This window comes from Spirochaetota bacterium (genome assembly GCA_038043445.1).
In the GTDB taxonomy this organism is placed as follows: Bacteria; Spirochaetota; Brachyspiria; order Brachyspirales; family JACRPF01; genus JBBTBY01.
In genome coordinates this window covers 1-25,856 of record JBBTBY010000004.1, presented here as the reverse complement: position 1 = coordinate 25,856, position 25,856 = coordinate 1, and the positions used below count along the sequence as shown (strand labels likewise).

The 25,856-nt window shown below is 56.7% G+C and carries 24 protein-coding genes and 2 pseudogenes; 20 read left to right on the top strand and 6 right to left on the bottom strand.

The features are described from left to right. Nucleotides 1-8 precede the first annotated feature (8 nt). The 6 genes from rsmH to AABZ39_00580 all read left to right on the top strand — a co-directional run bounded on the left by rsmH (nt 9) and on the right by AABZ39_00580 (nt 7,265). Nucleotides 9-905 (top strand): 16S rRNA (cytosine(1402)-N(4))-methyltransferase RsmH, encoded by an 897-nt coding sequence (rsmH, locus tag AABZ39_00605; protein MEK6793246.1) that lies wholly within the window; start codon nt 9-11, stop codon nt 903-905. A 12-nt stretch (nt 906-917) separates the two neighbouring features. Next, entirely contained in the window at nt 918-1,331 is a 414-nt protein-coding gene (locus tag AABZ39_00600; protein ID MEK6793245.1) for a hypothetical protein, read from the top strand. After that, a complete protein-coding gene (locus AABZ39_00595; protein MEK6793244.1) occupies nt 1,288-2,763 on the top strand; it encodes a UDP-N-acetylmuramoyl-L-alanyl-D-glutamate--2,6-diaminopimelate ligase in 1,476 nt (491 codons plus the stop codon). Before AABZ39_00600 ends, AABZ39_00595 begins: the two co-directional genes overlap by 44 nt. After that, nucleotides 2,760-4,082 (top strand): UDP-N-acetylmuramoyl-tripeptide--D-alanyl-D-alanine ligase, encoded by a 1,323-nt coding sequence (gene murF / locus AABZ39_00590; GenBank protein MEK6793243.1) that lies wholly within the window; start codon nt 2,760-2,762, stop codon nt 4,080-4,082. Before AABZ39_00595 ends, murF begins: the two co-directional genes overlap by 4 nt. A 158-nt stretch (nt 4,083-4,240) precedes the next feature. Beyond that, a complete protein-coding gene (locus AABZ39_00585; GenBank protein MEK6793242.1) occupies nt 4,241-5,041 on the top strand; it encodes a hypothetical protein in 801 nt (266 codons plus the stop codon). After that, nucleotides 4,989-7,265, top strand: a complete 2,277-nt coding sequence (locus AABZ39_00580) for a transglycosylase SLT domain-containing protein (GenBank protein MEK6793241.1) — start codon at nt 4,989-4,991, stop codon at nt 7,263-7,265. The genes AABZ39_00585 and AABZ39_00580 overlap by 53 nt, the downstream gene beginning before the upstream one ends. On the opposite strand, the gene AABZ39_00575 is transcribed toward AABZ39_00580, so the two are convergent. Next, entirely contained in the window at nt 7,207-7,926 is a 720-nt protein-coding gene (locus AABZ39_00575; GenBank protein MEK6793240.1) for an HAD family hydrolase, read from the bottom strand. The two genes, AABZ39_00580 and AABZ39_00575, sit on opposite strands and share 59 nt — an antisense overlap. An 89-nt stretch (nt 7,927-8,015) precedes the next feature. On the opposite strand from AABZ39_00575, the gene AABZ39_00570 reads away from it, so the two are divergent. The 14 genes and pseudogenes from AABZ39_00570 (at nt 8,016) to AABZ39_00505 (ending at nt 19,779) form a co-directional block, all read left to right on the top strand. Next, nucleotides 8,016-8,915: a DNA-formamidopyrimidine glycosylase family protein gene (locus AABZ39_00570; protein MEK6793239.1), complete on the top strand. Its 900-nt coding sequence runs from the start codon at nt 8,016-8,018 to the stop codon at nt 8,913-8,915. Nucleotides 8,916-8,991: 76 nt separating this feature from the next. Next, nucleotides 8,992-9,699, top strand: coding sequence for a hypothetical protein (locus AABZ39_00565; GenBank protein MEK6793238.1), 708 nt, complete (start codon nt 8,992-8,994; stop codon nt 9,697-9,699). Further along, nucleotides 9,696-10,004, top strand: coding sequence for a transcriptional regulator (locus tag AABZ39_00560; GenBank protein ID MEK6793237.1), 309 nt, complete (start codon nt 9,696-9,698; stop codon nt 10,002-10,004). Before AABZ39_00565 ends, AABZ39_00560 begins: the two co-directional genes overlap by 4 nt. 10 nt (nt 10,005-10,014) lie before the next feature. Further along, a pseudogene (locus AABZ39_00555) lies at nt 10,015-10,152 on the top strand (ABC transporter ATP-binding protein). Between the two features lie 134 nt (nt 10,153-10,286). Further along, nucleotides 10,287-10,973: an ABC transporter ATP-binding protein gene (locus AABZ39_00550; GenBank protein MEK6793236.1), complete on the top strand. Its 687-nt coding sequence runs from the start codon at nt 10,287-10,289 to the stop codon at nt 10,971-10,973. 9 nt (nt 10,974-10,982) lie between these two features. Beyond that, nucleotides 10,983-12,239, top strand: a complete 1,257-nt coding sequence (locus tag AABZ39_00545) for an FtsX-like permease family protein (protein MEK6793235.1) — start codon at nt 10,983-10,985, stop codon at nt 12,237-12,239. Between the two features lie 10 nt (nt 12,240-12,249). Further along, nucleotides 12,250-13,488: an FtsX-like permease family protein gene (locus AABZ39_00540; GenBank protein ID MEK6793234.1), complete on the top strand. Its 1,239-nt coding sequence runs from the start codon at nt 12,250-12,252 to the stop codon at nt 13,486-13,488. A gap of 24 nt (nt 13,489-13,512) precedes the next feature. After that, on the top strand, nt 13,513-14,199 hold the full coding sequence (locus AABZ39_00535; GenBank protein MEK6793233.1) for an ABC transporter ATP-binding protein: 687 nt from the start codon (nt 13,513-13,515) through the stop codon (nt 14,197-14,199). Continuing rightward, nucleotides 14,196-15,443 (top strand): FtsX-like permease family protein, encoded by a 1,248-nt coding sequence (locus tag AABZ39_00530; protein ID MEK6793232.1) that lies wholly within the window; start codon nt 14,196-14,198, stop codon nt 15,441-15,443. The genes AABZ39_00535 and AABZ39_00530 overlap by 4 nt, the downstream gene beginning before the upstream one ends. Next, entirely contained in the window at nt 15,440-16,669 is a 1,230-nt protein-coding gene (locus tag AABZ39_00525) for an FtsX-like permease family protein (protein MEK6793231.1), read from the top strand. The genes AABZ39_00530 and AABZ39_00525 overlap by 4 nt, the downstream gene beginning before the upstream one ends. Nucleotides 16,670-16,684: 15 nt before the next feature. After that, nucleotides 16,685-17,407: an outer membrane lipoprotein-sorting protein gene (locus AABZ39_00520; GenBank protein ID MEK6793230.1), complete on the top strand. Its 723-nt coding sequence runs from the start codon at nt 16,685-16,687 to the stop codon at nt 17,405-17,407. 76 nt (nt 17,408-17,483) lie between these two features. Next, nucleotides 17,484-17,828 (top strand): annotated as a pseudogene (locus tag AABZ39_00515) (endonuclease domain-containing protein). A gap of 189 nt (nt 17,829-18,017) precedes the next feature. Then, on the top strand, nt 18,018-19,055 hold the full coding sequence (locus AABZ39_00510; protein ID MEK6793229.1) for a hypothetical protein: 1,038 nt from the start codon (nt 18,018-18,020) through the stop codon (nt 19,053-19,055). Between the two features lies 1 nt (nt 19,056). Beyond that, on the top strand, nt 19,057-19,779 hold the full coding sequence (locus tag AABZ39_00505) for an RsmE family RNA methyltransferase (protein ID MEK6793228.1): 723 nt from the start codon (nt 19,057-19,059) through the stop codon (nt 19,777-19,779). 80 nt (nt 19,780-19,859) lie between these two features. Here the strand turns inward: AABZ39_00505 and AABZ39_00500 are convergent, their stop codons facing one another. The 5 genes from AABZ39_00500 to AABZ39_00480 form a co-directional block, all read right to left on the bottom strand. Further along, entirely contained in the window at nt 19,860-21,734 is a 1,875-nt protein-coding gene (locus AABZ39_00500) for a BatA domain-containing protein (protein MEK6793227.1), read from the bottom strand. Between the two features lies 1 nt (nt 21,735). Further along, the gene (locus tag AABZ39_00495) at nt 21,736-22,611 is read right to left on the bottom strand and encodes a DUF58 domain-containing protein (protein MEK6793226.1); all 876 of its coding nucleotides are present in this window, start codon (nt 22,609-22,611) and stop codon (nt 21,736-21,738) included. Next, nucleotides 22,611-23,489 carry a signal recognition particle-docking protein FtsY gene (gene ftsY, locus AABZ39_00490; GenBank protein MEK6793225.1) on the bottom strand — a complete coding sequence of 293 codons (879 nt, stop codon included), beginning with the start codon at nt 23,487-23,489 and terminating at the stop codon, nt 22,611-22,613. The genes AABZ39_00495 and ftsY overlap by 1 nt, the downstream gene beginning before the upstream one ends. Before the next feature lie 451 nt (nt 23,490-23,940). Then, nucleotides 23,941-24,963 carry a Gfo/Idh/MocA family oxidoreductase gene (locus AABZ39_00485; GenBank protein ID MEK6793224.1) on the bottom strand — a complete coding sequence of 341 codons (1,023 nt, stop codon included), beginning with the start codon at nt 24,961-24,963 and terminating at the stop codon, nt 23,941-23,943. Between the two features lie 10 nt (nt 24,964-24,973). Next, on the bottom strand, nt 24,974-25,856 hold an 883-nt coding region (locus tag AABZ39_00480), incomplete at its 5' end, for a zinc-binding dehydrogenase (protein ID MEK6793223.1).

Sequence of the window (25,856 nt, the reverse complement as noted above, 5' to 3'; positions counted from 1 at the left end):
GAGGCATGATGGAAATTCATCATACACCGGTGCTTGCCCGCGAGATAGTGAATTTTATAGGCGCAACTTCCGATAATGTGAAGGTCATCGATGCGACCGTAGGCGAGGGCGGCCATAGCGCGCTTTTTCTTGAGCGCGGATGGACAGTGTTCGCCGTGGACCGCGACGAGGACATGGTGGCTAAGGCACGTGAACGCCTGAAAGCGTTCTCGCGCGTATCATTCGCTCTTTGTACATACGACGGCATTTACGATGTATTGCCAGAAGAATGGATCGGCACTACCGACGCACTGCTCTTTGATCTCGGCGTCTCGATGTATCATTTCCGCACCGCACAGCGAGGGTTCTCGTTCCGCGAGGACGGTCCGCTCGATATGCGGCTTTCGCGGACAGGGAAGACCGCACATGATGTGGTCAACGGGTACACCGAGGACGAATTGGCACGGGTCATCCGCGATTTCGGGGAGGTGCCGTATGCCGGACGCATCGCACAGGCGATCGTTACGGCGCGGCGAACGCGGGAGATCGGCACAACAGCAGAACTTGAGGCGGTCGTTTTCCATGCGACGCCGAAGAAGCTCCGCTTTGGGCGCATACATCCCGCGACGCGGGTGTTTCAGGCCATACGCATCGAGGTCAACGACGAATTGATGATCCTTTCGAACGCGCTTACCAACGCATTCCGGGTGCTTGCACCCGAAGGCGTTCTTGCCGTCATAAGTTACCACTCGCTTGAGGACCGTATCGTCAAGCGTTTCATGAACGAGAACGATACGCGGCACGGTACGGGGAGATTGACCGTGCTTACGAGACACGTCGTGACCGCTCAGGCGGAAGAGACAGCGACGAATCCGGCAGCGCGCAGCGCGAAACTGCGTGTTGCGCGGATGTGCCCGGTAAAGTAATTGAGGAAGGTTATGAAAGGCGAACGCGGCCTCACGGCATTTACCATCATCACCGTACTGTTCGTGCTTGCCGTCGGGGCGGGGTATTTCGTGCAGAAGGTACGCTATCATGACGACGTCATGTCGATGAAGCGGCTGGCGGCACGGCTTTCCGACCTTCGCGATGAGAACAGCAAACTCCTCTCCCGGATACACACGCTCTCTTCGTCCAAACGTCTGTCGGCCCTTGCGCCGGGATTGAAACTGACGGCAGCGGACGAAGGCGCGATCGTCTATCTCAGCATAGAACCGGTCGCTCCGCTTGTGATGACCAGACAGAAAGACAAGAACTTTTTCCAGAAGCTCGCCGGTATTTTTGTATCTGCGCCGGTGGCGAAGGCGAATGAGATCCATGATCGACGCGAGGACACTCGGCGCGAACCGTAGCGCTGCTATTGAAGGGATCGCTTACGATTCCCGCGCGGTAAAAAAGAATTATCTTTTCATTGCTGTGTCCGGCTACGCCTCGGACGGGCATGCGTTCATGGAAAAAGCGATATCCGCAGGTGCATCGGCGATCCTTCATAATAGAACGTTCGATGTCCGCGCTGTTTCTGCGCGATATCCGAACGTTGCGTTCATCCCCGTCGAAAACACACGGATCGCCATGGCCGATATCGCAGCGCGCTTCTACGGACGCCCGAGCGAATCGATGAACATAGTCGCAGTAACCGGTACGAACGGGAAGACCACGACAGCCATGCTCATCAAGAACATTTTTGAGGCGTGCGGGCGGATGGCCGGGCTTATCGGTACGATACATAATCTCATCGGCAGCGAAAAAATAAAAAGCATCCATACGACGCCGGAATCGGTCGATCTTCAGTCATTCCTTGCCGAGATGAAACGCCGCGGTGCGAACGACCTTATTATGGAAGCGTCCTCGCATGCGCTTTACCTCCATCGCTGCGATGCGCTCAACTTCAACGATATCATATTCACGAACATCACCGAGGACCATCTCGATTTCCACAAGACGATGGATGCCTATCTCGACGCAAAGATGACAGCGTTCGATCTCCTCGCATCGTCATGCAAAGGCGAACGTCATGCGATACTCAATGTGCATACCGACCGCTACGATATCATCCGTGCACGCATCGGGAAGACACCGCTGGTCACCTATGGTATCGATGCGCGTGCGGATTATCGTGCCGATGCGGTGTCGATATCCTTCAGCGGGACACGGTACCGCCTCTTGCGGCGCGGCGCATTCGCTTTGGATGTGCAGCTTGCGCTCACCGGCGATTTCAACGTGCTCAACTCGCTTGCAGCCATCGCGTATGCGGACAGCGCCGGTTTTCCGCTCGATACGGTGTGCGGTGCCATTGCACGCGTGCAGGTGCCCGGCCGTTTCGAGATAGTGACGGAAGAACATCATCCCTTCGCGGTCATCGTCGATTATGCGCACACCGACGATGCGCTTCGTAATGTGCTGACCACGATACGGCGGCTTGCGCCTGCGCGCATCATCACCGTATTCGGCTGCGGCGGCGACCGGGATAGAAAAAAACGACCGCTTATGGGCAAAGCGGTCGGCGAATTGTCGGACACAGCCATTGTAACGCTCGATAATCCGCGTACCGAGGCCATCGAACAGATCATTGATGATATACGCCCCGGCATCGATGCGACCGGTACATCCTACGAGGTCATCATCGATCGACGTGAGGCTATTGCCAAGGCGGTAGCCTCCGCGCGTGAACGCGATGTCGTTCTCATTGCGGGGAAGGGCCACGAGGATTATCAGATATTCAAGGATAGAACGGTGCATTTTGACGATCGGGAAGTCGCGCGGGAGGCATTATCGAACCGGTGACGTTGCGATGGATAGCAGAGGCGCTTTCTGCAAAGACCGCTGCCGGTGACGAACGTGCGGTGACGAGGATATCGACCGACAGCCGTGATGCGACGGGGGGCGATACGCTTTTCATCGCGCTTCGCGGCGAGCATTTCGACGGCCATGATTTCATTCCCGATGTGTATAAAGCAGGGGTACGTTCTTTTGTGGTCGAAGGGGCGTATCGATCCCGGGACGATGCCCGCTACTTCAGCGTAGAGAATACGCTCGCTGCGTACGGCGCTATCGCGCGATCCTATCGGGAGCGGTTCGCCATTCCGGTTATCGCGATCACCGGAAGCTGCGGGAAAACGACGACGAAGGAATTGATCGCTCTTTTCCTCGCGACAAAATATCATGTGCTTAAGACCGAGGGGAATTTCAATAATGAGATAGGCGTTCCAAAGACGCTTTTCGGACTGGACGGCAGCCATACCTCCGCGGTCATTGAGATGGGAATGAACCATGCTGGAGAGCTTGCGCGCTTATCCGGCATTGCGCGGCCGACGACGGCGCTTGTGACCAATGTGGAGCCGGTGCATCTTGAGTATTTCGATTCGGTGGAAGCCATTGCCCGTGCGAAAGCGGAGATATTTTCATCAATGAGCACGGATGCGCGCGCCGTCATCAATGCGGACAGCCCCTTTGCGGACATACTTCGCTCCGAGGCACGGCGATATGGCGTGCAGAGCATGATCGAGTTCTCGCACAAAGAGGTAGAAGTCATCGAGGCGGGTCGTTTTCGCTGGAATTCGGTGGAATTCCGTCATACGCTCCCGGGTTCGTTCAGCAGGATGAACATCATCGCGGCGCTTACGGTGGCACGTATGCACGGCGTACATGCGGATGCATGCGCGCAGGCGCTCACATCGTTCACGACGGTGAAAGACCGTATGCAGGTGGTGCCTATCGGTGCCTCGGTGATAATCAATGATACGTACAATTCGAACCCCGCAGCGCTCAATGCCATGCTCGATGAGCTTGCATCATACGATGGGTATGAACGCATCGCTGTCATCGGCGACATGAAGGAGCTCGGTGAACAATCGCGTACGCTCCACGAAGCGGCAGGCAGGCATATCGATTCGCTTCCCATCGAGACCGTGTTCACGTTCGGTGATGAAGCGGCGAACATCATCGGCGCGATCACACGCGACATGGAGAAGCGTCATTTCACCGATCGTGATTCGCTCGTGAACGCGATACGCGCACGTGTGTCCGGCAAGGCGGCCGTACTTTTAAAAGCATCGCACAGTATGGGTTTCTCCTCTGTGTATGGATCGGTCATCGCTCGATAGCGCGGGTACTTTCTCCCATACGCTATTGCATTTTTTTAGGAATGTGTTTAGAATGCCCGTCTTCGTCCGTAAGAAGCAAAGATTCGCGGCATGTGCATGCACGGCGCTGGAACGATGATGCGGGCGGACGGTATACACGGACTAAGGAGCCCTCCCCGATGGAAACATACGCCGCCGTTCGATCGTTCACAACAGAAGAAAAGAAGAATGAAGCGATCGAAAAGAAGCGTGTCGAGTTCCACGAGTTCGGGAGAAATGCTGTCGTCATCCCGCGCGAGCTCATGGAACGTAAAACATGGAAGGGTCTTTCCGCGAACGCGAAAGAGATCTATCGCGTACTTGCGACCGGGTACGATTACGAGAACGGCATCGCGAAGCTCACCCATAACGAGATACAGAACGAATCGGGCATCGGTTCCCGCGCGACGATAGTAAAGGCCCTGCGCGAGCTTGACGAAGGCACCCTTATCGTCATCGTTGCCGAGGGCTCATCGAATCACATGGTGCGCCATCATTATCTCATGCCGCAGCAGGAGCGGCATTATGCCGGCATCATCGGCATTGCACCGCGCGATTTTTCCGCGGTATATCAGAACGCGAGCACATCGCTTAAGAAGGCCGTTCGAAAACATACGCGGCTGCCGGCTGAGATACATCCGCTCTTCTTCCGCGTATGTCAGAAGCTCTTAAAGCTCCGTGTCGACCGTCCCGAGCGTCATATCGGGAGATATGCCGACAAGGGGGAGAAGCTCCGCGCCGTCATGTTCATGTGCGATGCCTCGTACATCGTCCAGAAGCACAAGATAAAAGTGAACGGAAAGTCGATACCCAATGCGATCGAATTCCTCCTCGAACGCCTGAGCGAGGATGATGTGCGTGAGGATATCTACGGGAAAGTAGCGACCGATGAAATTCGCGATATTCTCCGTGCGTACAAGGAAAAATCGATCAAGCGCTGACAGGATGTCCTTAGCATTTCCGGCAAGGCTGTTCTCCATCGTCGCGGCAGCCGCGTTCGTCCTATCCATTGTCGCATGCGAAAGCGATGAATACGCCGAGGGGCTGACCGCATATCGGGCCGGTTCCTATGAGCTTGCATATCGGAAATTCAGTCTCTGCGCTGCTCTTGACCCCGAAAGCCCCATCGCCGATTATTATCTGTACTATGCCGCGCGAAGCGCATTGAAAACGCTCAGATACGATGACGCCAGGGTGCTTACCGGTTCTCTGCTCGCGGCCCATCCGAACTCGCTGCTTCGAAGCAAGGCGAGGCAATATACGGTGCTTGCCGATTTTCTTTATCGCGGTGCACCTACCAATGAGCTCCTGAAGCTTGGAGAGGCGTGGATCATTCGTTTTGTCGGGAACGCAGCGGTCACGGAATCGATCGCAATGACCAATACGGATATCGCGCGGTCGCTCTGCACTCAACTTATCGAGACCTATGCGGACAGCGATGCGGCAGCTGTTTTTCACGACCGATTCGCCAAGGATTCTGCGGTCCGGTACCCGACGAATTTCAGCATACGGATGGTCAGGGGCCTGCTTGAAGCCGGGAATTATGCGGCGGTAACACGCTATGCTGCATCGCTTACGAACGTTCCTTCCTGTGCGGAAGAGGCGCTGTATTCCCTTGCGCTCGCCTATGACAAGCAGGGGAGGGAAGAGAGCGCCGAGCGGCTGTACAGCAGATACATTGCGGATCATACAGTACGGCGGGAGCAGGCCGCGCGCAACCTCATCGAGGTGTATCGTTCGCTTGGGAAGCATGATAAGGCGGCGGAAGCGATAACGGACCATCTCTCCCGATATCCGAAAAGCGCATCGGCGAGCTATCTCTACCGGAGGCTCGTGCTCGCGTATCTGGCGAAAAAGGAAAAGGCAAAGGCGCATGAGGTGCTTCGTTCGGGACTTTCGCGGTACCCGAAAGACGATCACATGAATATGTCGGTGCGTAATTATCTGCGGACGATGTATGAAGGCGCGGACACCAATGAAACGATGTGGGCGCTCAGGGAATTGAAGAAGGTACATGCGGGCGGCGACCGGTATGATTACTATCTTTCCTGGGCGCGATGGGTACACAAAAAATTCGGTGAAACGAACGAAATGAAGGCTGCCGTCTCGGCGACGCTCCATACGAGCAAGAACCCGTTCCTTATCGTCGAGGCGCTTTCCGATGCCGATGACAATATGCTTGCATCGGTCGCGCGGAGCAATGCGGCGGCGTTCGCTGATGCACGGGCATATCGTGCGGTGACCAATAATAAAAGGATGCTCGATGCGCTTAACCGCGTGCAGTTCATCGATACCGCGCGTACCGATCTGCCGTCGCCGGACCTGCTCCGTGCGCGGGACATGGCCTCACTTGCCATCAACGAGCACCCGTTCGTTCGGGCGCTCACCATGCCGATGAGCGACGCATCGATCGTGAGCAATGCGGTGCATCTCTCCCCGGACCGAGCGCGTAAGGCGTTCATCCTTTCATCATATGGAGATCATGAGAACGCGGAGAATGAGATCGTTGCGATGAGGAAAGCGTATCCTTCATCGGCGACGGTGATACGTGCGCTCATGCTCATAAGTTCGAATGCGGGGAGTTACGGGGCATTGTTCAGATATACCGGAACGATCGGGGATCACTTCGGTTATCCCTACCGCTCGAATCCCTATCTGCTCCCGGCGGTACTCCGGCGTTTCATGTATCCGGAGTATTATCAGGCTTCGGTGGAATCCGAGGCGCAGCAGAACGGGATCGAGAACGCGTTCGTCTATGCGCTCATACGCGGGGAGAGCGCGTTCGACGCGAACTGTGTTTCGTGGGCGAACGCTTACGGGCTCATGCAGCTCCTTTACAGCACAGCATCAAGCGCCAATCGTGAGCGGGGACGGCGGCGCATTGAATCGGTAGAGCTTACCGATCCGGAACATAATATCATCCTCGGGACGATGCATCTGAAGTCGCTGCTCGCATCGTATAATGGCGATTATTTCTTTACGCTCGCCGCGTATAATGCCGGCGGCGGGAACGTCAAGCGATGGCGATCGCTCCCCGGCAGATCGAACCCGTATCTTTTTACGCGCCTGATCGATTATCCGGAGACGGAATACTACATCGAGAAGATCATGCGCAACTGCCACCATTATCGGCTGCTCGCGGCGGAGGAACAAATTCATCAATAGCAAGCATTCCGAGATGCTCGATCGCGATGTCCGGTGATGAGCGCCGTAATTCATCGACGGATGAGCCGCCGGTGGCGACCGCGATGGAACGAGCGCCGATGTGTTTCGCACAGCGGACGTCGTGTACCGTATCACCGATGACCCATACGTGTTCTGGCGAGAAATCGATATGATAATGAATGCGGCATTTTAAAAGTGCCGCCTCGGCGATCTCTTCACGCGAATATCCGTCGTCTGCGAGCCCGCCGACAGGGAAATATCCATACAGGCCGATAGCGGACAGTTTAATACGCGCACCGATACCGACGTTCCCGGTGAGAAGACCGATGTACGACCGCTCGGAGAGCATATGGATGACATCCTCTGCGCCGTGGCATATTTCCCAGCGGGAGATATCCTTTGCTTCCGCGGCAAGGAGCGATCCGTACTCGGCAAGGAACGACAGCCAGTCGTTCTCGGTCGGTACGATATTGTTGCGATGCGCAAGGTGATCGAATATCACACGATCGGTCTTGCCGGCGAAGTCCACCGTTTCCTCGATGACGGCACTGTCGGAGAAGAATATGCGCCTGAATGCGCGCTTATAGGAACGCATGCCGGCGCCGTTGGTCCGTACTATGGTGCCGTCAATGTCAAAGAGGAAAAGTGCCGGATGTTTCATCGGCTGTGAGTGTATCGCGCCATTGAGATTGATGCAAGCGCCAGTGCAATGCCTTGAAGATTTTTCCTCCACGGTGTACACTTTCTTGTATGCCGGAATATCCCGATATTACCGTCTATGTCGAACGCCTTTCCGCACGTACCCGCGGGACGGTGCTGAAGACGATACAGCTTCGCTCTTTCTTTCTGTTGCGAACGGTCACGCCGCCGCTCGCTGCATTTCACGGTCGAACCGTACGGTCGGTAGCGCGCATGGGGAAGCGCATCGTATTCGACTTCTCCGATGACTATTTTCTTGTTTTCCATCTCATGATACTCGGTAGGCTTCACTGGAAGGAAAGCGGGACCGACGTGCCGAAAAGCGCGCTTGCCGGTCTTGCATTCACGAACGGCGTTCTGCTGCTCACCGAGCAGGGGAAGGAGAAACGGGCATCGCTTCATGCGATACACGGCGCTGATGCGCTTTCCGCGATCGATCCCGGCGGTCTCGAGGTGCTTTCATCCACGCTCGACGAATTCCGTGCGCGCATTCGTTCTGAGAACCATACGCTCAAGCGTTCGCTTACCAATCCGACGCTCTTCTCGGGGATAGGCAATGCGTATTCCGATGAGATACTGCATCGCGCGCGTCTGTCGCCGGTATCGCTCACGAGATCGCTTGACGATGATGCTGTCGCCCGGCTCTATGACGCGATACGGTCCGTTCTAGCGGAATGGACAGAGCGCCTTCGCGCTGAAGCGGGGGAGGGGTTCCCCGACAAGGTTACGGCGTTCCGTCCGGAAATGGCCGTGCATGGAAAGTACGAAAAGCCGTGTCCGGCCTGCGGAACATCCGTGCAGCGGATACGCTATGCATCGAATGAGACGAATTACTGCCCGACATGTCAGACGAACGGGAAACTTCTTGCCGATCGCGCTCTTTCGCGGCTATTGAAAAGCGATTGGCCATCGACGGTCGCGGAACTAGAATCGCGGCGGCGCGGCAGGTAAAGCCATGCGCGCTTGACTTTCGGAAAGGTGTGCGTTATATTATGGTTTATAGTATAAACTAGTTTACGGAGTTGCTATGGAACGAATGGTCACCGATCAGCAGGTGCGCAAAGTCGCGGCGGATATCGCCTATGTTCGAAGCGCCATTCGCCGCAATATGAGCATTATGCGGGAGATAGGCGTACCGCCGACATTAGCGCTGTCAGGGCTTCTATTCGGTTCCGTGCTTACGGTACTATTCCCTGTCATGTACATACTCATCAGATCGTATGGATCGCATGATGCGATACCGTTGTGGATGCGCGCAGTATGGTATGGTTTTGCCATAACTCTCGCGATCTCGGCGGGCATAAGTAAGCAGGTCGGGCTGTACCGCTCGGCAAAGGCGATAGACCGATCATATTCGCAATGGACCATTGCGCGGGAATTCATCTTCACCTCGTCGGTGAGCAGTATGATACTTACCGTAACCGGCATACTTGCCGCTGTGATCGTATTTCTTGTGCATATCGGTCAGCCGCTCTATATCGTCCCGGCAACGGCGATACTGTTCGGCATTCTCATGAGCTTTTTCGGGGGCAATACATTCGTCCCGGAATATTACATCCTCGGCTATTGGTTCTCGGGTGCCGGTATCGCTGCGATGTTCTTCCGTCTGCCGCCGCTCATCAGCATAGCGTTCGTGTTCGGGGTGGGATTCCTTCTGTTCGCGTTTGCAGCGATGATACGCAGGAACGGCGATGTCGATGCAAATCGACGGATGCGGCGCAAGGACAGCCGGTGAGCGGGATACGGCCTCCGAAACTCGACAGGGTCATCCATGAACGCGCGCGGCTCCTTATCATGACCTATCTCGCATCGGCACAAGCGAAGGAGATTGCGTTCAATGAGTTGAAGAACGAACTTTCCATGTCGGCAGGGAATCTTTCGATCCAGATGAGAACACTTGAGCGAAGCGGACTTATCACGATACGAAAGGAATTCCGCGGAGCGAAACCTTTTACCGGGATATCGCTCACGGCGGCGGGGAGAAGGGCGCTTAAGGATTATCTCGCAGAGATGGATATGCTGCTCGGGGCGATACGATGAGGAGCGTGGCATGGAATCGATGATCGCAACCGAGAATGCGGCCAAAGTGTACGGACGTGTCAAGGCGGTTGACGGCGTAACGCTGCGGGTAGGGAAGGGCGAGATATATGGATTTCTGGGACTGAACGGCGCAGGGAAAACGACAACATCATCTGCCCCTTGTGAGTTACATCATTCTGGCATGCACCGGTGTGGCGGGATTCGCGGGAACAGTATATTATTGGAATTACGCCGACCAGTACTGAGATGACGAGCGTTTTATATCAGGAACAGGAGCGAAACATGAGTATCCTCGAAATGACCGGCATTCGGAAGACCTATCAGAAGGGAGCGAGCGAGGTGCACGCCCTCGATAATGTGAACCTGTCGATCGAGAAAGGCGAATTCCTTGCTGCGATAGGGCCGTCGGGGAGCGGGAAGACGACGCTCCTCAATATCGTCGGCTGCCTCGATACGCCGACATCAGGAGAGGTGGTCTATAACGGGCAGAAGCTTTCCGCCATGAAAGAGGATGCGCTCGCGAAATACCGCAAAGAGAACATCGGCTTCATTTTTCAGTCGTACAATCTGATACCGGTGCTCACCGTGAAGGAGAACATAGAATTGCCGCTTGTCATCATGCGAACGCATTCGAAGAAGGATATCGATTCGCGATGCGCCGAACTTATCGATGCGGTGGGGCTTTCCGGGATGGAGCATCGGTTACCCAAGGAGATATCCGGCGGGCAGGAGCAGCGCGTTGCCATAGCGCGGGCGCTCGTGAAGAAGCCGCTCCTCGTGCTTGCCGATGAACCGACGGCGAACCTTGACAGCGTTACCGCCGAGGAGATCGTATCGCTCATGCATGCGGTGAACGAACGCTTTCAGACGACGTTCATATTCTCGACGCACGATACCCTCGTCATGGACCATGCGCGGCGTATCGTGCGGCTCAAGGACGGACGCATATCCTCGGATGACCGGAAATAGGAGGGGGCGATGAACACCATTCTTATTATCGCGCTCCGCAATGTGACACGCCAGAAGCGGCGAGTGTTCATTACTGCACTGACCATCGCGATCGGCATCGCGGGGTTTGTCGTCATCGACGGCATGTTCGCCGGGTGGGACGGCGATTCGCTCAGGAACACGGTCACGCTCACCGACGGTGCTCTCTCCATAGCGACAAAGGCATACGATGACGAGCGCGATTCATCACCGCTCTCGCTCGGGATGCCTGCCGACACGATACGCGCATATCTTGCAAAGGACTCGCGTGTCGCAGGCGCTACCCCGCGAACTGTGTTCCGCGCCGAAGCGACAGACGGCGAACGATCGATACCGATTCGCGGCATCGTCATCGACCCGGAGCGCGACCCTACTGTATTTGCGCTCACGAATTTCATCCGCGGCGCGTATCTCACCGGCAGCAACCGATCATCGGTGCTTGTCGGGGCAAAGCTCGCACGTGACCTCGCGCTCTCCGTCGGCGGAACGATCACCGTGTCCGCGCGGACGCGATACGAGAGCCACAATGCCGATGACTTTCCGATCGCAGGCATTTTCGAGACGACCAACCCTGCGCTCAACGAAGCGGTCGTTATGAGCTATACGCTCGCCGACGACTTTCTCGACCTTGAAGGATCGGTCACCGAGCTCTTCGTGTCGCTCAAGCATCCGCCGGACAAGCCGTTCACGGAGCTGTATCCCGCCGTGCGCGCATTGAAGATCGATCTCACGAACCGATATCCATCGCTGACGGCAGCGACGGTCGAGGAACGCAATGCGGCTTTCGTGGGGCTCATGGCGCAGAAAAAAAAGTTCTCAGGCATCGTTATTCTCGTCGTCATGCTCATTGCCGCGGTGGGCATCGTGAACACGGTGCTCATGAGCGTCTACGAACGCGTACGCGAGGTCGGTGTGCTCCGCGCGCTCGGGTTCACGCCGAAAGAGGTCGTACGGATGTTCGTCATCGAGGGGTTCATCGTCGGCACGCTCGGCAGTATCGGCGGGGTCATACTCGGGATACTCATCAATCTCTATCTCGTCAATGTCGGCATGGATGTGACAGCAATGCCCGGTGCCGACAAGATGGCCTCATCGCTCCCGGTATGGGGGACGATGAAAAGCGTATGGAACGCAAAGGCCTTCGTGCAGAGCGCGCTCTTCGGGATGATCATTGCGCTTATTGCAAGCATTATACCGGCGCGAAGGGCGGGGAAGATAACCGTCACGAGTGCGCTTCGTTTCCAATAAAGGAGGCATCATGGGTATCCTACTTTCGATGGCATACCGGAATTTATTCCGCAATAAACGGCGCTCGCTCCTTGCGGCGAGCTCGGTAATGTTCTCCATTACGCTTATCGTGTTCATGCAGGGATTTTACGGCGGCTTCATGGATTCCATCATACGCAATGCCACGCGCCAGGAAAGCGGCCACATCAAGATCACCACGAAGGAGTACAGCGAGAATGAGCGCTTCCTGCCGGTGAACAAGCTCGTCGACGACCCCGGACGCATCGCCGCCGCAGTCGCGGCAGACAGGTCGCTCTCGCGTGATATTGCGCTCGTCACGGAACGCATTCGCTTCGGCGTGCTCCTCAACAACCGCGACCGCTCCGTCCCCGGGCTCTGCATCGCCGGCGACATCACGAATGAAACGAAGATGCTCATGCTCAACAAAGCCATTACCGCGGGGCGCTATCTTTCCGCCGAGCGTGATGTCATCGTCGGTGAGGCGCTTGCCCGGTCGCTCGGGATTTCTGTCGGCTCGAACCTGGTGCTCATGACCGAGGGGAGTGACGGATCGCTCCGAGTGCGGCGCTTTTCCATCGTCGGACTTTTCAAGACCGGCGCCGTCGGCCTTGATAAGATGCTCTTTCAGGTCTCGATCAACGATGCGCGAAAGCTCCTTCGCGCAGGGAAACGGACACAGGAGATCATCATTATGCTCAATGACTACCGCAATTCAGCGGCGGTGGGTGCGCGGCTTGAAAAGAAGCTCAAGGACGATACGCTTGCGGTACTGCCCTGGCAGACGAAAAGCGAGATCGGACGCCTCGCACAGTTCATGACCGCCACCTACAATATCATGTATTTCGTCATTGCGCTCCTCGGTGCATTCATCATCACCAATGTGATCATGATGGTCGTGCTCGAACGCAAACGCGAGATAGGCATCATGAAGGCGATGGGGTTCTCGCGTGCTGAAATATTGGGATTATTTCTTTCTGAAGGGGTTCTTCTCGGCGCTGCCGGCAGTATCGCCGGTTCAGCCCTCGGGCTCCTTATCACCGGGCTCCTTATGATAAAGGGGGTAGATCTTGGGAGTGCATCATCGGCGCTCGGGAATTTCCCGCTTGACACCGTGATATTCCCGACGGTAAGCCTTTTCTCCGTACTTACCGCGTGTGTGCTCGGTGCTGTGACCGCAGCCATTGTCTCGTTCCTGCCCGCTTCCCGCGCCGCCTCGATGGCGCCCATCGACGCGATCAAGAGCGTGTGATATACTGGCGCAAAGGAGCCCGCAATGGCCATCGCAGCGTTCGAACATATTTCAAAGACGTACCGCACGGGCGAAGTCGGTGTAACCGTTCTCAAGGACATCACGGTCTCCGTTGATGCTGAGGATATGGCGGCTTTCGTCGGCCCCTCGGGGAGCGGCAAGACAACCGTGCTCAATCTCATGGGGCTGCTCGACACGCCGGACAGCGGCACAATATCGCTCGATGACCGGCCGGTGCACGGCCTCCCGCGTGACCGCCTTGCCGAGATACGCAATGAACTGCTCGGCTTCGTCTTCCAGAGCTTTAATCTCATCCCGGTGCTCTCCGCGTTCGAGAACGTGGAATTTCCGCTCATTATCGCCGGTGTAAAGGTATCTGATGAGCGGAAGGAAGCGGTTCTGGACATGCTCCGCCGGGTCGGCATAGAACAGTATTCTCACCGTCTTCCATCACAGCTTTCCGGCGGACAGCAGCAGCGGGTGGCCATTGCACGTGCGCTCGTCAAGCGTCCGAAGATAGTGCTTGCCGACGAGCCGACCGCCAATCTCGATTCGAAGTCCGCAGGGGAGACGCTCGATCTCATGCGTACGATGAACGAAGAGCTTAAGACAACGTTCATCTTTTCCACCCACGACCCGAAGATCATGAATTTCGCCCGCCGCGTCATAACGCTCGAGGACGGCGCCATCGTCGGGGATGTGCGTCGATGATGGGGATATTCACGCTCGCTTCAAGGAACATACGCCGCAATAAACGCCGTACGGCGCTCACCTTCGCCGCGATTACCGTCGGCATAACGGCATTCATGCTCTCAAGCACCATCATCAGCGGCATCGATGAGACATCGCTCAGGAATTATCTGCGCTCGGAGACGGCGCATGCGAAGATCATGGATACGAACTATTTCGCCGAACGGACGGACAAACCGCTCACCAACCTCATCTACCGCTATGAGTCCATCGTCAGCAGGGCTTCAGCAGGGGACTCGCCGCGCATCCGCGCATGCGCACGTCTGAAATTCGCCGCATCGGTGATACGCGAATCGGATGAGCTCTTCTGTTCGGTGACCGGCATAGATCCCGCACGGGACGGATCGGTCTTCAACATTCTGCCGACCGCGGAGCATGGTGCCCTGAACGCTCAAAACGCGCTTGCGAGCAATGCCAACCGCTGTCTCATCGGAAAAAAGCTTGCCGCGGCGCTCAGTGTCGTGCCCGGCGATGAGATCACGGTCAATGCACGGACACGCTACAGCGCGAATAATGCGGACACGTTCACGGTAGCCGATGTGTTTTTCAGCGATAATCCCGAATATGATTCATTCGGCATTGTGATATCGCTCCCCGACGCCATGCGCCTTGCCGATACGGAGAACGGCGTAAGCGAGATCGCGGCAGCATTACCCTCGCGCGATGACAGCATACGAGCGCTCCTTGAACGCATACGCCCGGTGCTCCCGTCATCCGCAGAGGTCTACGGCTGGCGCACACAGCTTGCCGACGTGCTCCTGTTCTTTACGATCAGAAAAGTGATGCAGCGCGTCATACTCGTGCTGCTGCTCCTTGTCGCCGTCGCCGGTGTGACGAATACGATGCTCATGGCGGTGTTCGAGCGGACAAAGGAGATCGGTACGCTTGCGGCCATGGGCATGAAGCAGATCGATATCGTGCGGCTCTTTATAGCCGAGGGCATGCTCATCGGCATCGTCGGGAGCACTATCGCGATCGTTATCACGTTCATACCGGTCATGCTCATGAGCGTCGTGGGCATACCCGTGTTCGGCACCGATGTGCTTGCTAATGTCCCGGTGTCAAGCCGCCTGTACGGGCATATCGAATGGTGGTATTATCCGGGAGCGATCGTCATCGGGACCGCGGTATCCGTAGCGGCAACGCTCTACCCGTCCATGAAAGCGGCATCGCTCAACATCGCCGCCGTGCTCAGGGGGAAATGATGCACCTCATCGTGTATGCGGTAAAGAACCTCCTTCGCAACAAACGGCGTACCGCGCTCACGCTCTTCAGCATCGCTATTGCCGTGGCGATACTCCTCCTCGGCAATGCGAACCTCAACGGCATACTCGGCAATCTTGTCGGACAATCGATACGCGACAATGGCCATATCATCGTGCAGACGAAAGGATACACAAAGAACGAACGCACGCTCCCGCTCAATGAGTCGATACCGGACATGGACATCGTTATCCGCGCCATAGAAAAGCACGGCGCACTCTATGCGTCAGCGCGATTCACGTTCGGCGCAGTGCTCATCAAGGGCGAACGGTCGTCAAAATCGCTCGGGCATGCGTTCGATGCGGTGCGCGAGAGGAATTTCGTAAAACTTACGGATGCCGTTGTCAGCGGATCGTACTTCACCGGCAGCGGCAAGGAGATGATGATCGGCGTTGAGCTCGCCCGGACACTTTCGATCGCTCCCGGCGAAACGCTTACACTCCTCACCCGCGACCGCTTCGGCGGTTTCAAAGGGAGCCGCTTCACCGTGCGCGGCATCATCGATCTTGGCGCGTATCCGCTCAATCGTACGTTCTATATCCCCGTTGAGAAGGCATGGAAGCTCCTTGATTCCCGCAATGCGCCGCAGCGCCTCGCGGTGGTGATCTCCGATTTCTCCCGTGCATCGGCCGTCAAGCGCGCTCTCCTTAAGGACAGCACGATAACATCGCGCGGGCTTGACGTGTTCCGTGCCGACGAGGTAGGTCTTTTCCAGACGATGTTCGTGTACATACTGTTCATCATACGGATGATATTCGCGCTTTTCCTTGCCGTATCCGTCGTGGTCATCGCGAACACGATGATGATGAGCGGGCTCGAACGTACCGCCGAGATCGGCGTACTTGCCGCCATGGGCATGAAGGCACGCGCCATTGCCGCGTCATTCCTCTTTGAAGCGCTCGCCCTCGGCGTCGTGGGGAGCCTCATCGGCTCGGCCGTCGGCGCACCGATAGCGCTCTATCTCTCGAAGCACGGCTATGTCCTCGGATCGATCGCACGCGGTATGCCGATACCGATGAAGGCCGTGATATACCCCGAACTCTCTCCGGCTACCGCGCTCACGATAGCCGCGCTCGGTATTTTCATCTCGGTCATCGCGGGTATGATACCCGCGTTGCGCGCATTGAAACTCAACCCCGCATTCGCTATCCGCGACGGGTCAAAATAACAACGGAGGCTACTCATGAAAAACATCATCATCCTGTTCTCAGCGGCGGCGGCCATGTACGCCGTCACCGGCGAGGAAATACTCGCCCGTATGGACGGCAACCGCGTCTATAAGACGGTCACCTGCACTGCAATGATGCGCATTACCCAGGGCAAGGAAGTACGGACGAAGAAGATGTTCATGAAGGGCATCGGCGAAACGAAAGCCATCGTGAAATTCACCAACCCCGAGGATGAGGGGACGAAATACCTTAAGCTCAATAAAGATATGTGGATATATTTCCCGGAGGATCAGGAAACGGTGAAGATATCGGGGCATATGCTCAAGGAAGGCATGATGGGAAGCGATATTTCCTACGAAGATGCGCTCGAATCGGATACGCTGACGACGAAGTATGCTATCTCGATAAGCGGCGAGGAGAACGCGGGCGGCCGCGCCTGCTATGTGCTCACGCTCGATGCGAAGGTGAAGGACGTGCCGTATGAGAAACGGAAGATGTGGGTCGACAAGGAGACGTTCGTCGGCTGGAAACAGGAGATGTACGCGAAGAGCGGTAAACTCCTCAAGGAATCACGGACGCTTAAGGTCGAGACCATCGGCGGGAGGATATATCCTGTCAAGGTGGAGATGGTGAACAAGCTTCGTAAGGACACGAAGACGGAATTCGAGCAGACCGACCTTGTTTTCGATACGCCGATGAACGAATCGGAATTCACGGTGCGGTATTTGCAGAGATAAGACACTCACCCCCTGCCCCCTCTCTCACAGAATGTGAGAGAGGGGGTTCTCCATATAGTTATATTGAGGTTTCGACATGCAGATAAGAAAATCTACCGTATTGGCAAGAGATCTGAGAGCGCGTCAGACGAATGCGGAAGAAACACTATGGAAGCGGCTAAGAAATCGACAATTACTTGGGAGTAAGTTCAATCGACAGCATGTGATACGGTATTGTCAGGACGATACGCAAAAATGCTTTGTTGCCGATTTCTATTGTGCTGCGGCGAAATTATGCATTGAAGTGGACGGCGGTGTCCATGAAGCGCAACAGGAATACGATACAAGGCGTAGTGAAATTATAGCGATATGCGGAATTAAAGTGATCCGATTTTCAAATGCCGACGTCTCTGACAATATAGAAAGTGTAATTAAAACGATCAGCACAGAGTTAGCCGGTTCTCCCCCTCTCTCGCATTTGCGCGAGAGAGGGGGAGTTAGAGGGGGTGAGTGTGTTACGATAGGGGTTATTCTCCTTCTCTCACTTTCCCTCTACCCCGCCGCCAAAGAAAAGGAAGACGGCCTCATACTCCACGGCCGCGTCTACCAGGACATCATCGCACAGCAGAGCATGGGCGATTCGTTCTCGTACGCGGGCGCTGCGGTCGCGACGTTCAACATACGCAATGCCAATGACGAGCGGGCGAAGATTGAGGCGAGCATCGATGTGAATCTCTGGTACGGTGCCTCCGCGGGGCTTCTCTACAATCGTGTTGCACCGGCGTTCGCATCGATATCGAATGCCTCGACATTGTTCGCCTTCATGTCGCGTGAGCTCTTTCTCACCGTCGATCTGAGGAAGCTCTATGTTGCATTGTTCTTCGACTGGGCGGACATATCGTTCGGGCGGCAGGTGATCAATTTCGGACGCGGCATGATGTTCTCGCCTATCGATGCGTTCTCATCGGTCAGCCCTGCCGATCTTTCGTTCCGCCGGGACGGAAGCGATGTGCTGCGGGTCAAGGTGCCCTTCGGTGACACCGCCGGGCTCGACATGATGACGACGCTTTCCTCGAAGATGACGAATATCAAGACCGCAGTCAAGCTCTTCGGCAATATTTTTGGATGGGACCTTTCCGCGCTCGGCATGTACAACTTCAACGGGTACGAGACGACCATCGGCATCGACTTCAAGGGCGACGTGGAGGTCGGCATCTACGGCGAATTCGTTTTCCGCTTTACCGACTATCTTGCGAAACGCCATGTCGAGGCGATGCTGGGCGCGGATTATTCCATCGAGCAGAAATGGTTCTTCCGGCTCGAGTATTATTACAATGAGGATGCCGTCATTGCATCATCGCTCACACCGACAGCGCTCGTTTCCGTGCAGAAAACCTTCTTCGGCAAGCATTATCTCTTCGGCAGCATCATGTTCAAGCTCGACGATCTCACCGATGTATCGATGATTGGCATACTCGATCTGCCGGAGCTCTGGGGTATGTACACGCTCATGTTCCACTACAACCTGTTCCAGAACACCGATATCACCGCCTATGTCCGCTATTATGACCGGAACATCAACGGCCTTTCCGCGGCGCAGATAGCGATGTTCACCGGTGCCGAGCCGCTGAAACTGGAATACGGCCTGCGCGCGCAGGTGAAGTTCTGATATGGGGGTGATGATCAACACGATACGTTTTGCCGTATCACCCGATTCTATCAACGGTTCGGAAGCGGTCATTGAAGATGCTGCGATAGTCCATCAGATCGCACATGTGCTCAGGCGAAAAGCAGGCGACCGCATCGTCCTCTTCGACGGCAGCGGCAGCGAATTCATTTCGGTCATTCGAAGCATCGACACAATGCGGATAATATGCGCTATCGAGGACCGGCGTTGCGGTGAGCGCGAGGCACGCATGCGTATATCGCTTTATTTCTCGCTCCTCAAGAGCGATAAGAACGACATTCTCATACAGAAATGCGCCGAGCTTGGGGTCGCGTCGTTCGTGCCGGTCAGTACCGCCCGCACGGTGGTCACCTCGCTTTCGGCCGCGAAACGCTCGCGCCTTACGGCCATCGTTCGTGAAGCGACGGAACTTTCCGGCGGCGTGCACATCCCTGTCATTCATGAGATGCAGCTGTTCGCGGACGCGCTCGCGTCGCTCTCGCCCGGTGATACGGGCATCATCGCCTATGAGGGGCGGACAGATGCGCGGCTTACGGACTATCGTGCAGCGGGGAGGCTTTCGCTTTTTATCGGGCCGGAAGGCGGGTACACCGATGATGAGATAGCGCTTGCGCGACAGCGCGGCGTCACACCGGTCACGCTCGGGAGCCGCATACTTCGTGCGGAGACAGCCGCAATAGGTGCGGTCGCGGCATTATTATTGTGAATAGTATACAAGCGGGAAAGCATGCCAGATCTTCACATTGGGAACTACAAAACCGCGAGTTTTTCGGTACTGCCATAAGCCTATTGACCGCGAGTTTTTCGGTGAATGCGCAGATTCGATGAGAGAGCCATTTCCAGAGCAAGCAGGATAAGCAGTACGGCGATGAATGCCGGCGTCAATTCCATGCCGTCGGCGATGCGTGCGAGGGTTTCCTCATCGCGAAGATCGCTGACATCGATGCCGGATGAAAAATATCTCCCGGCGTTCTCGCGCCCATAAATGTGTTCTCCGCTCGCCGCATTCACGGCTGCTATGATCGTATCGGTACGGTAGAACCCCGGACGCGCTGCCCGTTCGGAGCTGATGGGCGAAAAGATGACGCCGTTGGATGCGTAGACGGCATCAAGCCCGGTGATTCTTTCACCGACGGAGCGCTCAACTATTCGCGAGCGGAACACATGGGCATCGGACAATACGCGATTAACGAGGACGACGAAGGCTGCTGACGAGTAGAACGCATCGTTGTCCGGGGTGAACGGCAGGGCTATGAAGACGCTTGTCGTCCGCTGTACCTCATTGCGGCGGATCATGAGGAGCGCACTCCCGTCATCGGCGATGAGCGGGGTGTCGACGTCCGGCGGGAGTGCGTTCACGACATAGCGTGTGCCGATGCGTTCGTTCATGTCCGGCAGCAGAGAGATGAGGTCATTGGCGGATGCATGCATCGATATCACGCTCTGCTCTCGGCGCACAGTGCCTGCACCGAACGAAGCGGCATTCGCGATGAAGGCGCTCACCTCTTCCGCGCGGGCGTTCACCGCAGGGATGATGATGCGTATCGGCGCTGAACGTGCCGAAGACGGCTCTGCCGCACCTGCGACGCACAAGACCGCATCCGGGGTGCCCCCCGCCGGGGAGAAGACGATGGGGTCGTTCCCCGGCGTAATAGCGGCCTTCAGGCGTTCAACAGCGATATCCCCGGTGCTGTCAGCGACGGCGATGGAAAAACCGCTCACGACGGAGAATGCGCAATGGAACACGTTGTCGGTATCACAGGTGTCATTGTCGAGGACAATGGTCATGTATGCGGTGCCGGGCGATCGTACATTGACGGAGAGGCGTATGATCGCGATGCCGTCGCCGGCGGGTACGGCTGCCGTTGAGGCGAGCGCTCCGCCCTGGAACGCGCGAATGATCCTCCCCGGCGGATATTGCGTTCGCGCCACGCGTATCGACAGCGGAATGACCGTACGAGTGAAGAGTATCTTCTTCGGAACGGCAACATCGATGATGGCGGCATTGCCGTTATCTTCCGCTTGGGGGGTGTACAGCGCTGACGGCATGTCTATCTTCACTACATTGCTGAACACGGACGGCTGCGCATCCGAGAAAAGCACGATCGCGGCACGCTCTCCCGGCGAGGCGATACGGGCTATCTCCCCGAACGCATCCGAAAGATGGAATGGGGCTTCGCTGTTGCTTACTGCAAGGATGGTGCGGCGTGTATCCTCATAGCGTGTGCTGTTCGCCAGAGCGCCGTCGGCGGTGATAATGGTAACGACCGCGCCCGCCCGCATATGAAAGCGCCGCGCGATGATATCGGCGCGTTCGCGGACGGAATCGATGATGCGTGCGCCTTTGTACGGCCGCCCCATGCTCGGGGAATTGTCGATGAGGAAATACCCGTGCGATGCGTTTGCCAATGAGCCCTGCATGCTGAAGAAAAAACGGGCAGCGGCAAGGGCGAGAAGCAGGATAATGAGCATGCGGATAAGAAGGAGCAGTATATGCGCAAGGCGCGAGCGCATGCCCTCGTTGCGGCGTATCATGTCGATGAGCGCATTGGACGGGAACACGACCGTGCGCATACGCGTACGCATGATGAAATGAATGACGAGCACAAGTACAGCGGCGAGGGCGAGGGCGAGGAAGGGCCATGCTGCTGCGGTAAGCATGTCACACCACCGCGATGAGATCGTCGATCAAAGCGCCGCCGGTGCGGCAGAGCCGGTATCGCCCCCCGTGGGAAGCGGCCGCCTCGGTGAGCGCGTTCGTGAGGTCGGCGAGCGCGCGCGCATACGTGCCTCGCATCAATGCGGGTGCTATCATGCACGAGGCTTTTGTCTCCGCATCGATGAGCATCATATCGCCGGTGAACGGGAGGTCGGTTTCCTCGCGCGAAAGCACTTGCAGGAGACGGAAGCGGACACGGCGGGCATGGAGCGATGTGAAGAGCGGTGCAAGCGCATCATTATCCATGAAGAGAAAATCAGATATGATATATGCGTCGGAACGCACGGGGCATGCCGGCGGGATGAGCGCGGCGAACGATGCCGCCGATGACCGTGCGCTGAACGGCGTCCCGTCGATGATGTCCGCGATGGCGGCGAGCTGGGAGAAATGGGCGGAGGCATGCACCGTATCGCGTACGGTGTCAGCGATCGCCATGAACGATACCGGGAGCCCGTTGTTCACGGCGATATAGGCCGCGCCCAGCGCGAGCTTTGCGGCGGCGCTCGATTTAGCCGGCCCGGCGACGGTCTTTTTTCCGAGCGATGCGCTCACATCGAGTATGACGGCCATCGAGCGGCTCTCTTCGCGCTCGTAGCGCTTCACGTGAAGCTCATCGGTGCGCGCATACCGACGCCAGTCTATCGCGCGAACGTCCATGCCGGGGGCATAGCGCTTATGCTCGAAGAACTCGATGCCGTCGCCCGCGTGCACGCTCTTGAAATCACCGGTGCGATGATCGGCGCTCGCACGCCGTTCCGCGGTGCGAATGCGCGAAAGTTTCGCGATGTCGCCTTCGTTGAGGTGGTCAGCAAGCGCCATCAGCCGCTCACGATACCATCGACGAACGATGCTGCATTGAACGGGGAGATATCGCTCGGCTTCTCGCCGGTGCCGATGAAGAGCACGGGAATGGACAATCGGCGGCTTATCGCGAAGAGTATGCCGCCCTTTGCCGATGAATCGAATTTACTGAGGATTATCCCCTGTACTGCGAGCGCTTCAAAGAACACCTTCGCCTGATCGAAGCCGTTCTGGCCGACGGTGGCATCGAGCACGAGAAGCGGGACGAAGCGGAATTCGGGGAAGCGTTCGACGGCTATCGTTTTCATCTTCATGAGCTGACGCACCAATCCTTCCTTGTTGTGGAAGCGTCCGGCCGTGTCGGCGATGACGCAATCGATGTTCTTCGCCTTTGCGCTCGTAAGCGCGTCGAAAAGCACGGCGGCAGGGTCGCCCGCAGGCTGCCCTTTCACGATGGGCACGGATATCCTTGTCGCCCACTCATCGAGCTGTTCTATCGCCGCGGCACGGAACGTATCGGCAGCGACGAGCAGCGGCACGGTCGTGGGCTTTATCCATGACGCGAGCTTGGCGATGGACGTGGTCTTTCCCACACCGTTGACGCCGACGATGAAGAGAAGCGTTTTGCCGTCGATGGCAAGCGTTCCGGTATGGAGCATCTGCTTCAATATCGCGGCGAGCTCCGCGCGTACCGCATCGCTCTCGCGGAGTTTTTTCGTGTCGACCGCGGCCTTGAGCAGGGATACTATCTCGCGCGCCGTATCGGGCCCCGCGTCCGCATCGACAAGGCGTTCCTCGAGCGTTTGGTAGAGCGATCCGTCGATACGGGTGAATATATCGCGGAGGGAGAATCCCTTTTTCGTGCCGGTCCTTTTGAATGCGTCGAATAAACCCATGGGAGCGCCTCATTTGTTAGCAATGGTTGGAGTATATATCGGAACGGGTGAAAATGGAATGTGGCGGAGGACACTCACCCCATCCCCCGGCCCCTTCCCCTCTCTCACGGGGATGTGAGAGAGGGGAAGGGGAGAAGAGAGTTCAATTTTAATATACATCTTCAGTTGTGCGTAGTAGAAATAAGCATAAAGCAATACGTCTGCCGTTTTCCATATATCGAAGCATTGCATATAAATTTATTATCATCAAGCATTCTGTCATGAAGGTGCTTTCGAAATTCTTGCTTAGCGAAAGCCTGCTCTTATCGCAATAACGTGCCAATACAGTTGACTCTCATTGCATCATATTATTTCCCTGTCTCCTCTTTCCCCCTTCCCTCTCTCACTTCCCTGTGAGAGAGGGAAGGGGGTGCCGCGTATTTCGCGGCGGGGGATGAGTGAGCGGGCCTTGCTACGACCGCATCCTCTCCATAAGATTGTCCGGCGGGACATAGTCCTCCATCGATATCGGACGATGCTCCACACTGCTCTGATAGAGCGCGAAAATAACGGCGCATTCATGGAGCGATGCCGTGAACGATGTGCCCGGGATCTTTGTATCGTCGTTGAGCCAGCCGAACATCGCCTGATGGAATCGTGCCTGCGCAAACGAATTTTCTTTCGCCCATGTGTCCATGCCGCCGAAATCACCGACGCTGGGGGCGGCCCCTTCTATCTCCCATTTCCCGAATTCCTCCCAAAGAACGTGCCCTTTCGATGCATGCGCCCCGATTCGAATATGCTGCCACGTGGTCTTCGGATCGCCCGCCCGCGGGGATATCGGTCCGCTCGTCCACAGCGCCCGTGCGCCATTATCGAAGGTGATATAAGCCTCGGTAGAGCGTGGTGCGGGGTGGCCGGGGTCGGCATCATCCCATCCGTTCGTGTTCCCGAATACCGTCACCGCTTTCGGATCGCCGATAAGCGAGCGCCCGTAGTTGAGCGTGTGCGTGCCTTGTCCGGCAATGTTCATCCCGCATGAAATATCGATGAAGGGAATTGATCCGATACTGCCCGCGGCTATCGCCTCCCTGCAGGCGATGAGGTCTTTCTGCCAGCGCATTTGATGGCAGACGGCGAATTTCGTCCTTGTGTGGTCTGCCAATGCGCAAAGCGCTTTATAGTCGGTAATGCTCGTCGCAAGCGGTTTTTCCGTCGTGCAGAGCGGAACGTTCATTTCCGATACGAGCGTCATGAGCTCCACACGCGTGTCAGGCCAGGTGACGATATGCACGCAGTCCGGTCGTTCTTTTGCTATCATCTCGCGTGCGTCAGCATAGGGCGTGAGACCGTATTTTGCGGCAACGGCGTCTCGCCGTGTCGGTGTCGGCGCTGCACAGGCGACGATCTTTGCATTATCGATGTGCCGGTACGCTTCGATATGCGCGGCTGCACGATGCCCGCACCCGATGATGACGGATCTGTATCGTTTCATGGGCAACTCCTTACTGCCAAGGATCGACAAGTATCTTTCCGCATTCCCCCGATCGCTGAGCCGTCCATGCGTCCTCGATCCTGCTCATCGGGAATCGATGCGTGATGAAGCGGTCGAGAAGCGCTCGTGATCTTCGAATGGTCGTGAACATCGCTTCTGCATCGCGGAGGTGATTCCAATGCCATGCGCCGAAGACAGTGAGCCCTTTCTTGACAAGCTGTGCCCCGATTATCGATCCCGCCCAGCCGACTATGGCGATACGCCCCATGCGCTGTGTCGCCTCTGCGATGAAGCTAAGTGCGTCCGGCGCGCTGCTTGTTTCGACGGAGGCGTCTGCGCCGCGATCGTTCGTGAGCGCGAGTATGTGTTTGAGCGCGCCGGGGTCTTTCGGATCGATGACCGCTTCCGCCCCGAGCGAAAGCGCGAGTTTCGTGCGGTAGGGATGCATCTCAAGCGCGATGACACGCGCGCCGCGCGCGACGGCGTTGATCACACCGCCGAGGCCGACAGCACCGAGCCCGGAAATGAGAACGGTCTCTCCCGCATGTACCTGCATCTTCTGCATTGCATTGAACGTGGGGCCGAGAGCGCATAATGCCATCGCAGCATGGTCGTCCGAAATATCATCAGGGATTCGCAGCAGGAGATGCTCCTGCTGAATGCAGTATTGTGCGTATGTCGCGCGTCCGGTAGAACTGCCGGCAACGGCAAGCGCATTGATAGGGTGTTCACAGTGTATATGTTCTCCGGCGAGGCAGAGCGTGCATGTCCCGCATCCGTTCTCAGGCATGACGATGACACGGTCGCCGGGTTTGAACGACGATCGCCCCGAAGTATCAGCGATGATGCCGACCGCTTCGTGGCCGAGCGTTTCGGATACCGATCCATCGACC

Excerpts from the sequence above, each read along its gene's own strand:
- rsmH (MEK6793246.1), top strand. The coding sequence starts at position 9 with ATGGAAATTCATCATACACCGGTGCTTGCCCGCGAGATAGTGAATTTT.
- AABZ39_00600 (MEK6793245.1), top strand. The coding sequence starts at position 918 with ATGAAAGGCGAACGCGGCCTCACGGCATTTACCATCATCACCGTACTG.
- AABZ39_00595 (MEK6793244.1), top strand. The coding sequence starts at position 1,288 with ATGAGATCCATGATCGACGCGAGGACACTCGGCGCGAACCGTAGCGCT.
- AABZ39_00585 (MEK6793242.1), top strand. The coding sequence starts at position 4,241 with ATGGAAACATACGCCGCCGTTCGATCGTTCACAACAGAAGAAAAGAAG.
- AABZ39_00580 (MEK6793241.1), top strand. The coding sequence starts at position 4,989 with ATGAAATTCGCGATATTCTCCGTGCGTACAAGGAAAAATCGATCAAGC.
- AABZ39_00575 (MEK6793240.1), bottom strand. The coding sequence starts at position 7,926 with ATGAAACATCCGGCACTTTTCCTCTTTGACATTGACGGCACCATAGTA.
- AABZ39_00570 (MEK6793239.1), top strand. The coding sequence starts at position 8,016 with ATGCCGGAATATCCCGATATTACCGTCTATGTCGAACGCCTTTCCGCA.
- AABZ39_00565 (MEK6793238.1), top strand. The coding sequence starts at position 8,992 with ATGGAACGAATGGTCACCGATCAGCAGGTGCGCAAAGTCGCGGCGGAT.
- AABZ39_00550 (MEK6793236.1), top strand. The coding sequence starts at position 10,287 with ATGAGTATCCTCGAAATGACCGGCATTCGGAAGACCTATCAGAAGGGA.
- AABZ39_00545 (MEK6793235.1), top strand. The coding sequence starts at position 10,983 with ATGAACACCATTCTTATTATCGCGCTCCGCAATGTGACACGCCAGAAG.
- AABZ39_00540 (MEK6793234.1), top strand. The coding sequence starts at position 12,250 with ATGGGTATCCTACTTTCGATGGCATACCGGAATTTATTCCGCAATAAA.
- AABZ39_00535 (MEK6793233.1), top strand. The coding sequence starts at position 13,513 with ATGGCCATCGCAGCGTTCGAACATATTTCAAAGACGTACCGCACGGGC.
- AABZ39_00530 (MEK6793232.1), top strand. The coding sequence starts at position 14,196 with ATGATGGGGATATTCACGCTCGCTTCAAGGAACATACGCCGCAATAAA.
- AABZ39_00525 (MEK6793231.1), top strand. The coding sequence starts at position 15,440 with ATGATGCACCTCATCGTGTATGCGGTAAAGAACCTCCTTCGCAACAAA.
- AABZ39_00520 (MEK6793230.1), top strand. The coding sequence starts at position 16,685 with ATGAAAAACATCATCATCCTGTTCTCAGCGGCGGCGGCCATGTACGCC.
- AABZ39_00510 (MEK6793229.1), top strand. The coding sequence starts at position 18,018 with ATGGGCGATTCGTTCTCGTACGCGGGCGCTGCGGTCGCGACGTTCAAC.
- AABZ39_00505 (MEK6793228.1), top strand. The coding sequence starts at position 19,057 with ATGGGGGTGATGATCAACACGATACGTTTTGCCGTATCACCCGATTCT.
- AABZ39_00500 (MEK6793227.1), bottom strand. The coding sequence starts at position 21,734 with ATGCTTACCGCAGCAGCATGGCCCTTCCTCGCCCTCGCCCTCGCCGCT.
- AABZ39_00495 (MEK6793226.1), bottom strand. The coding sequence starts at position 22,611 with ATGGCGCTTGCTGACCACCTCAACGAAGGCGACATCGCGAAACTTTCG.
- ftsY (MEK6793225.1), bottom strand. The coding sequence starts at position 23,489 with ATGGGTTTATTCGACGCATTCAAAAGGACCGGCACGAAAAAGGGATTC.
- AABZ39_00485 (MEK6793224.1), bottom strand. The coding sequence starts at position 24,963 with ATGAAACGATACAGATCCGTCATCATCGGGTGCGGGCATCGTGCAGCC.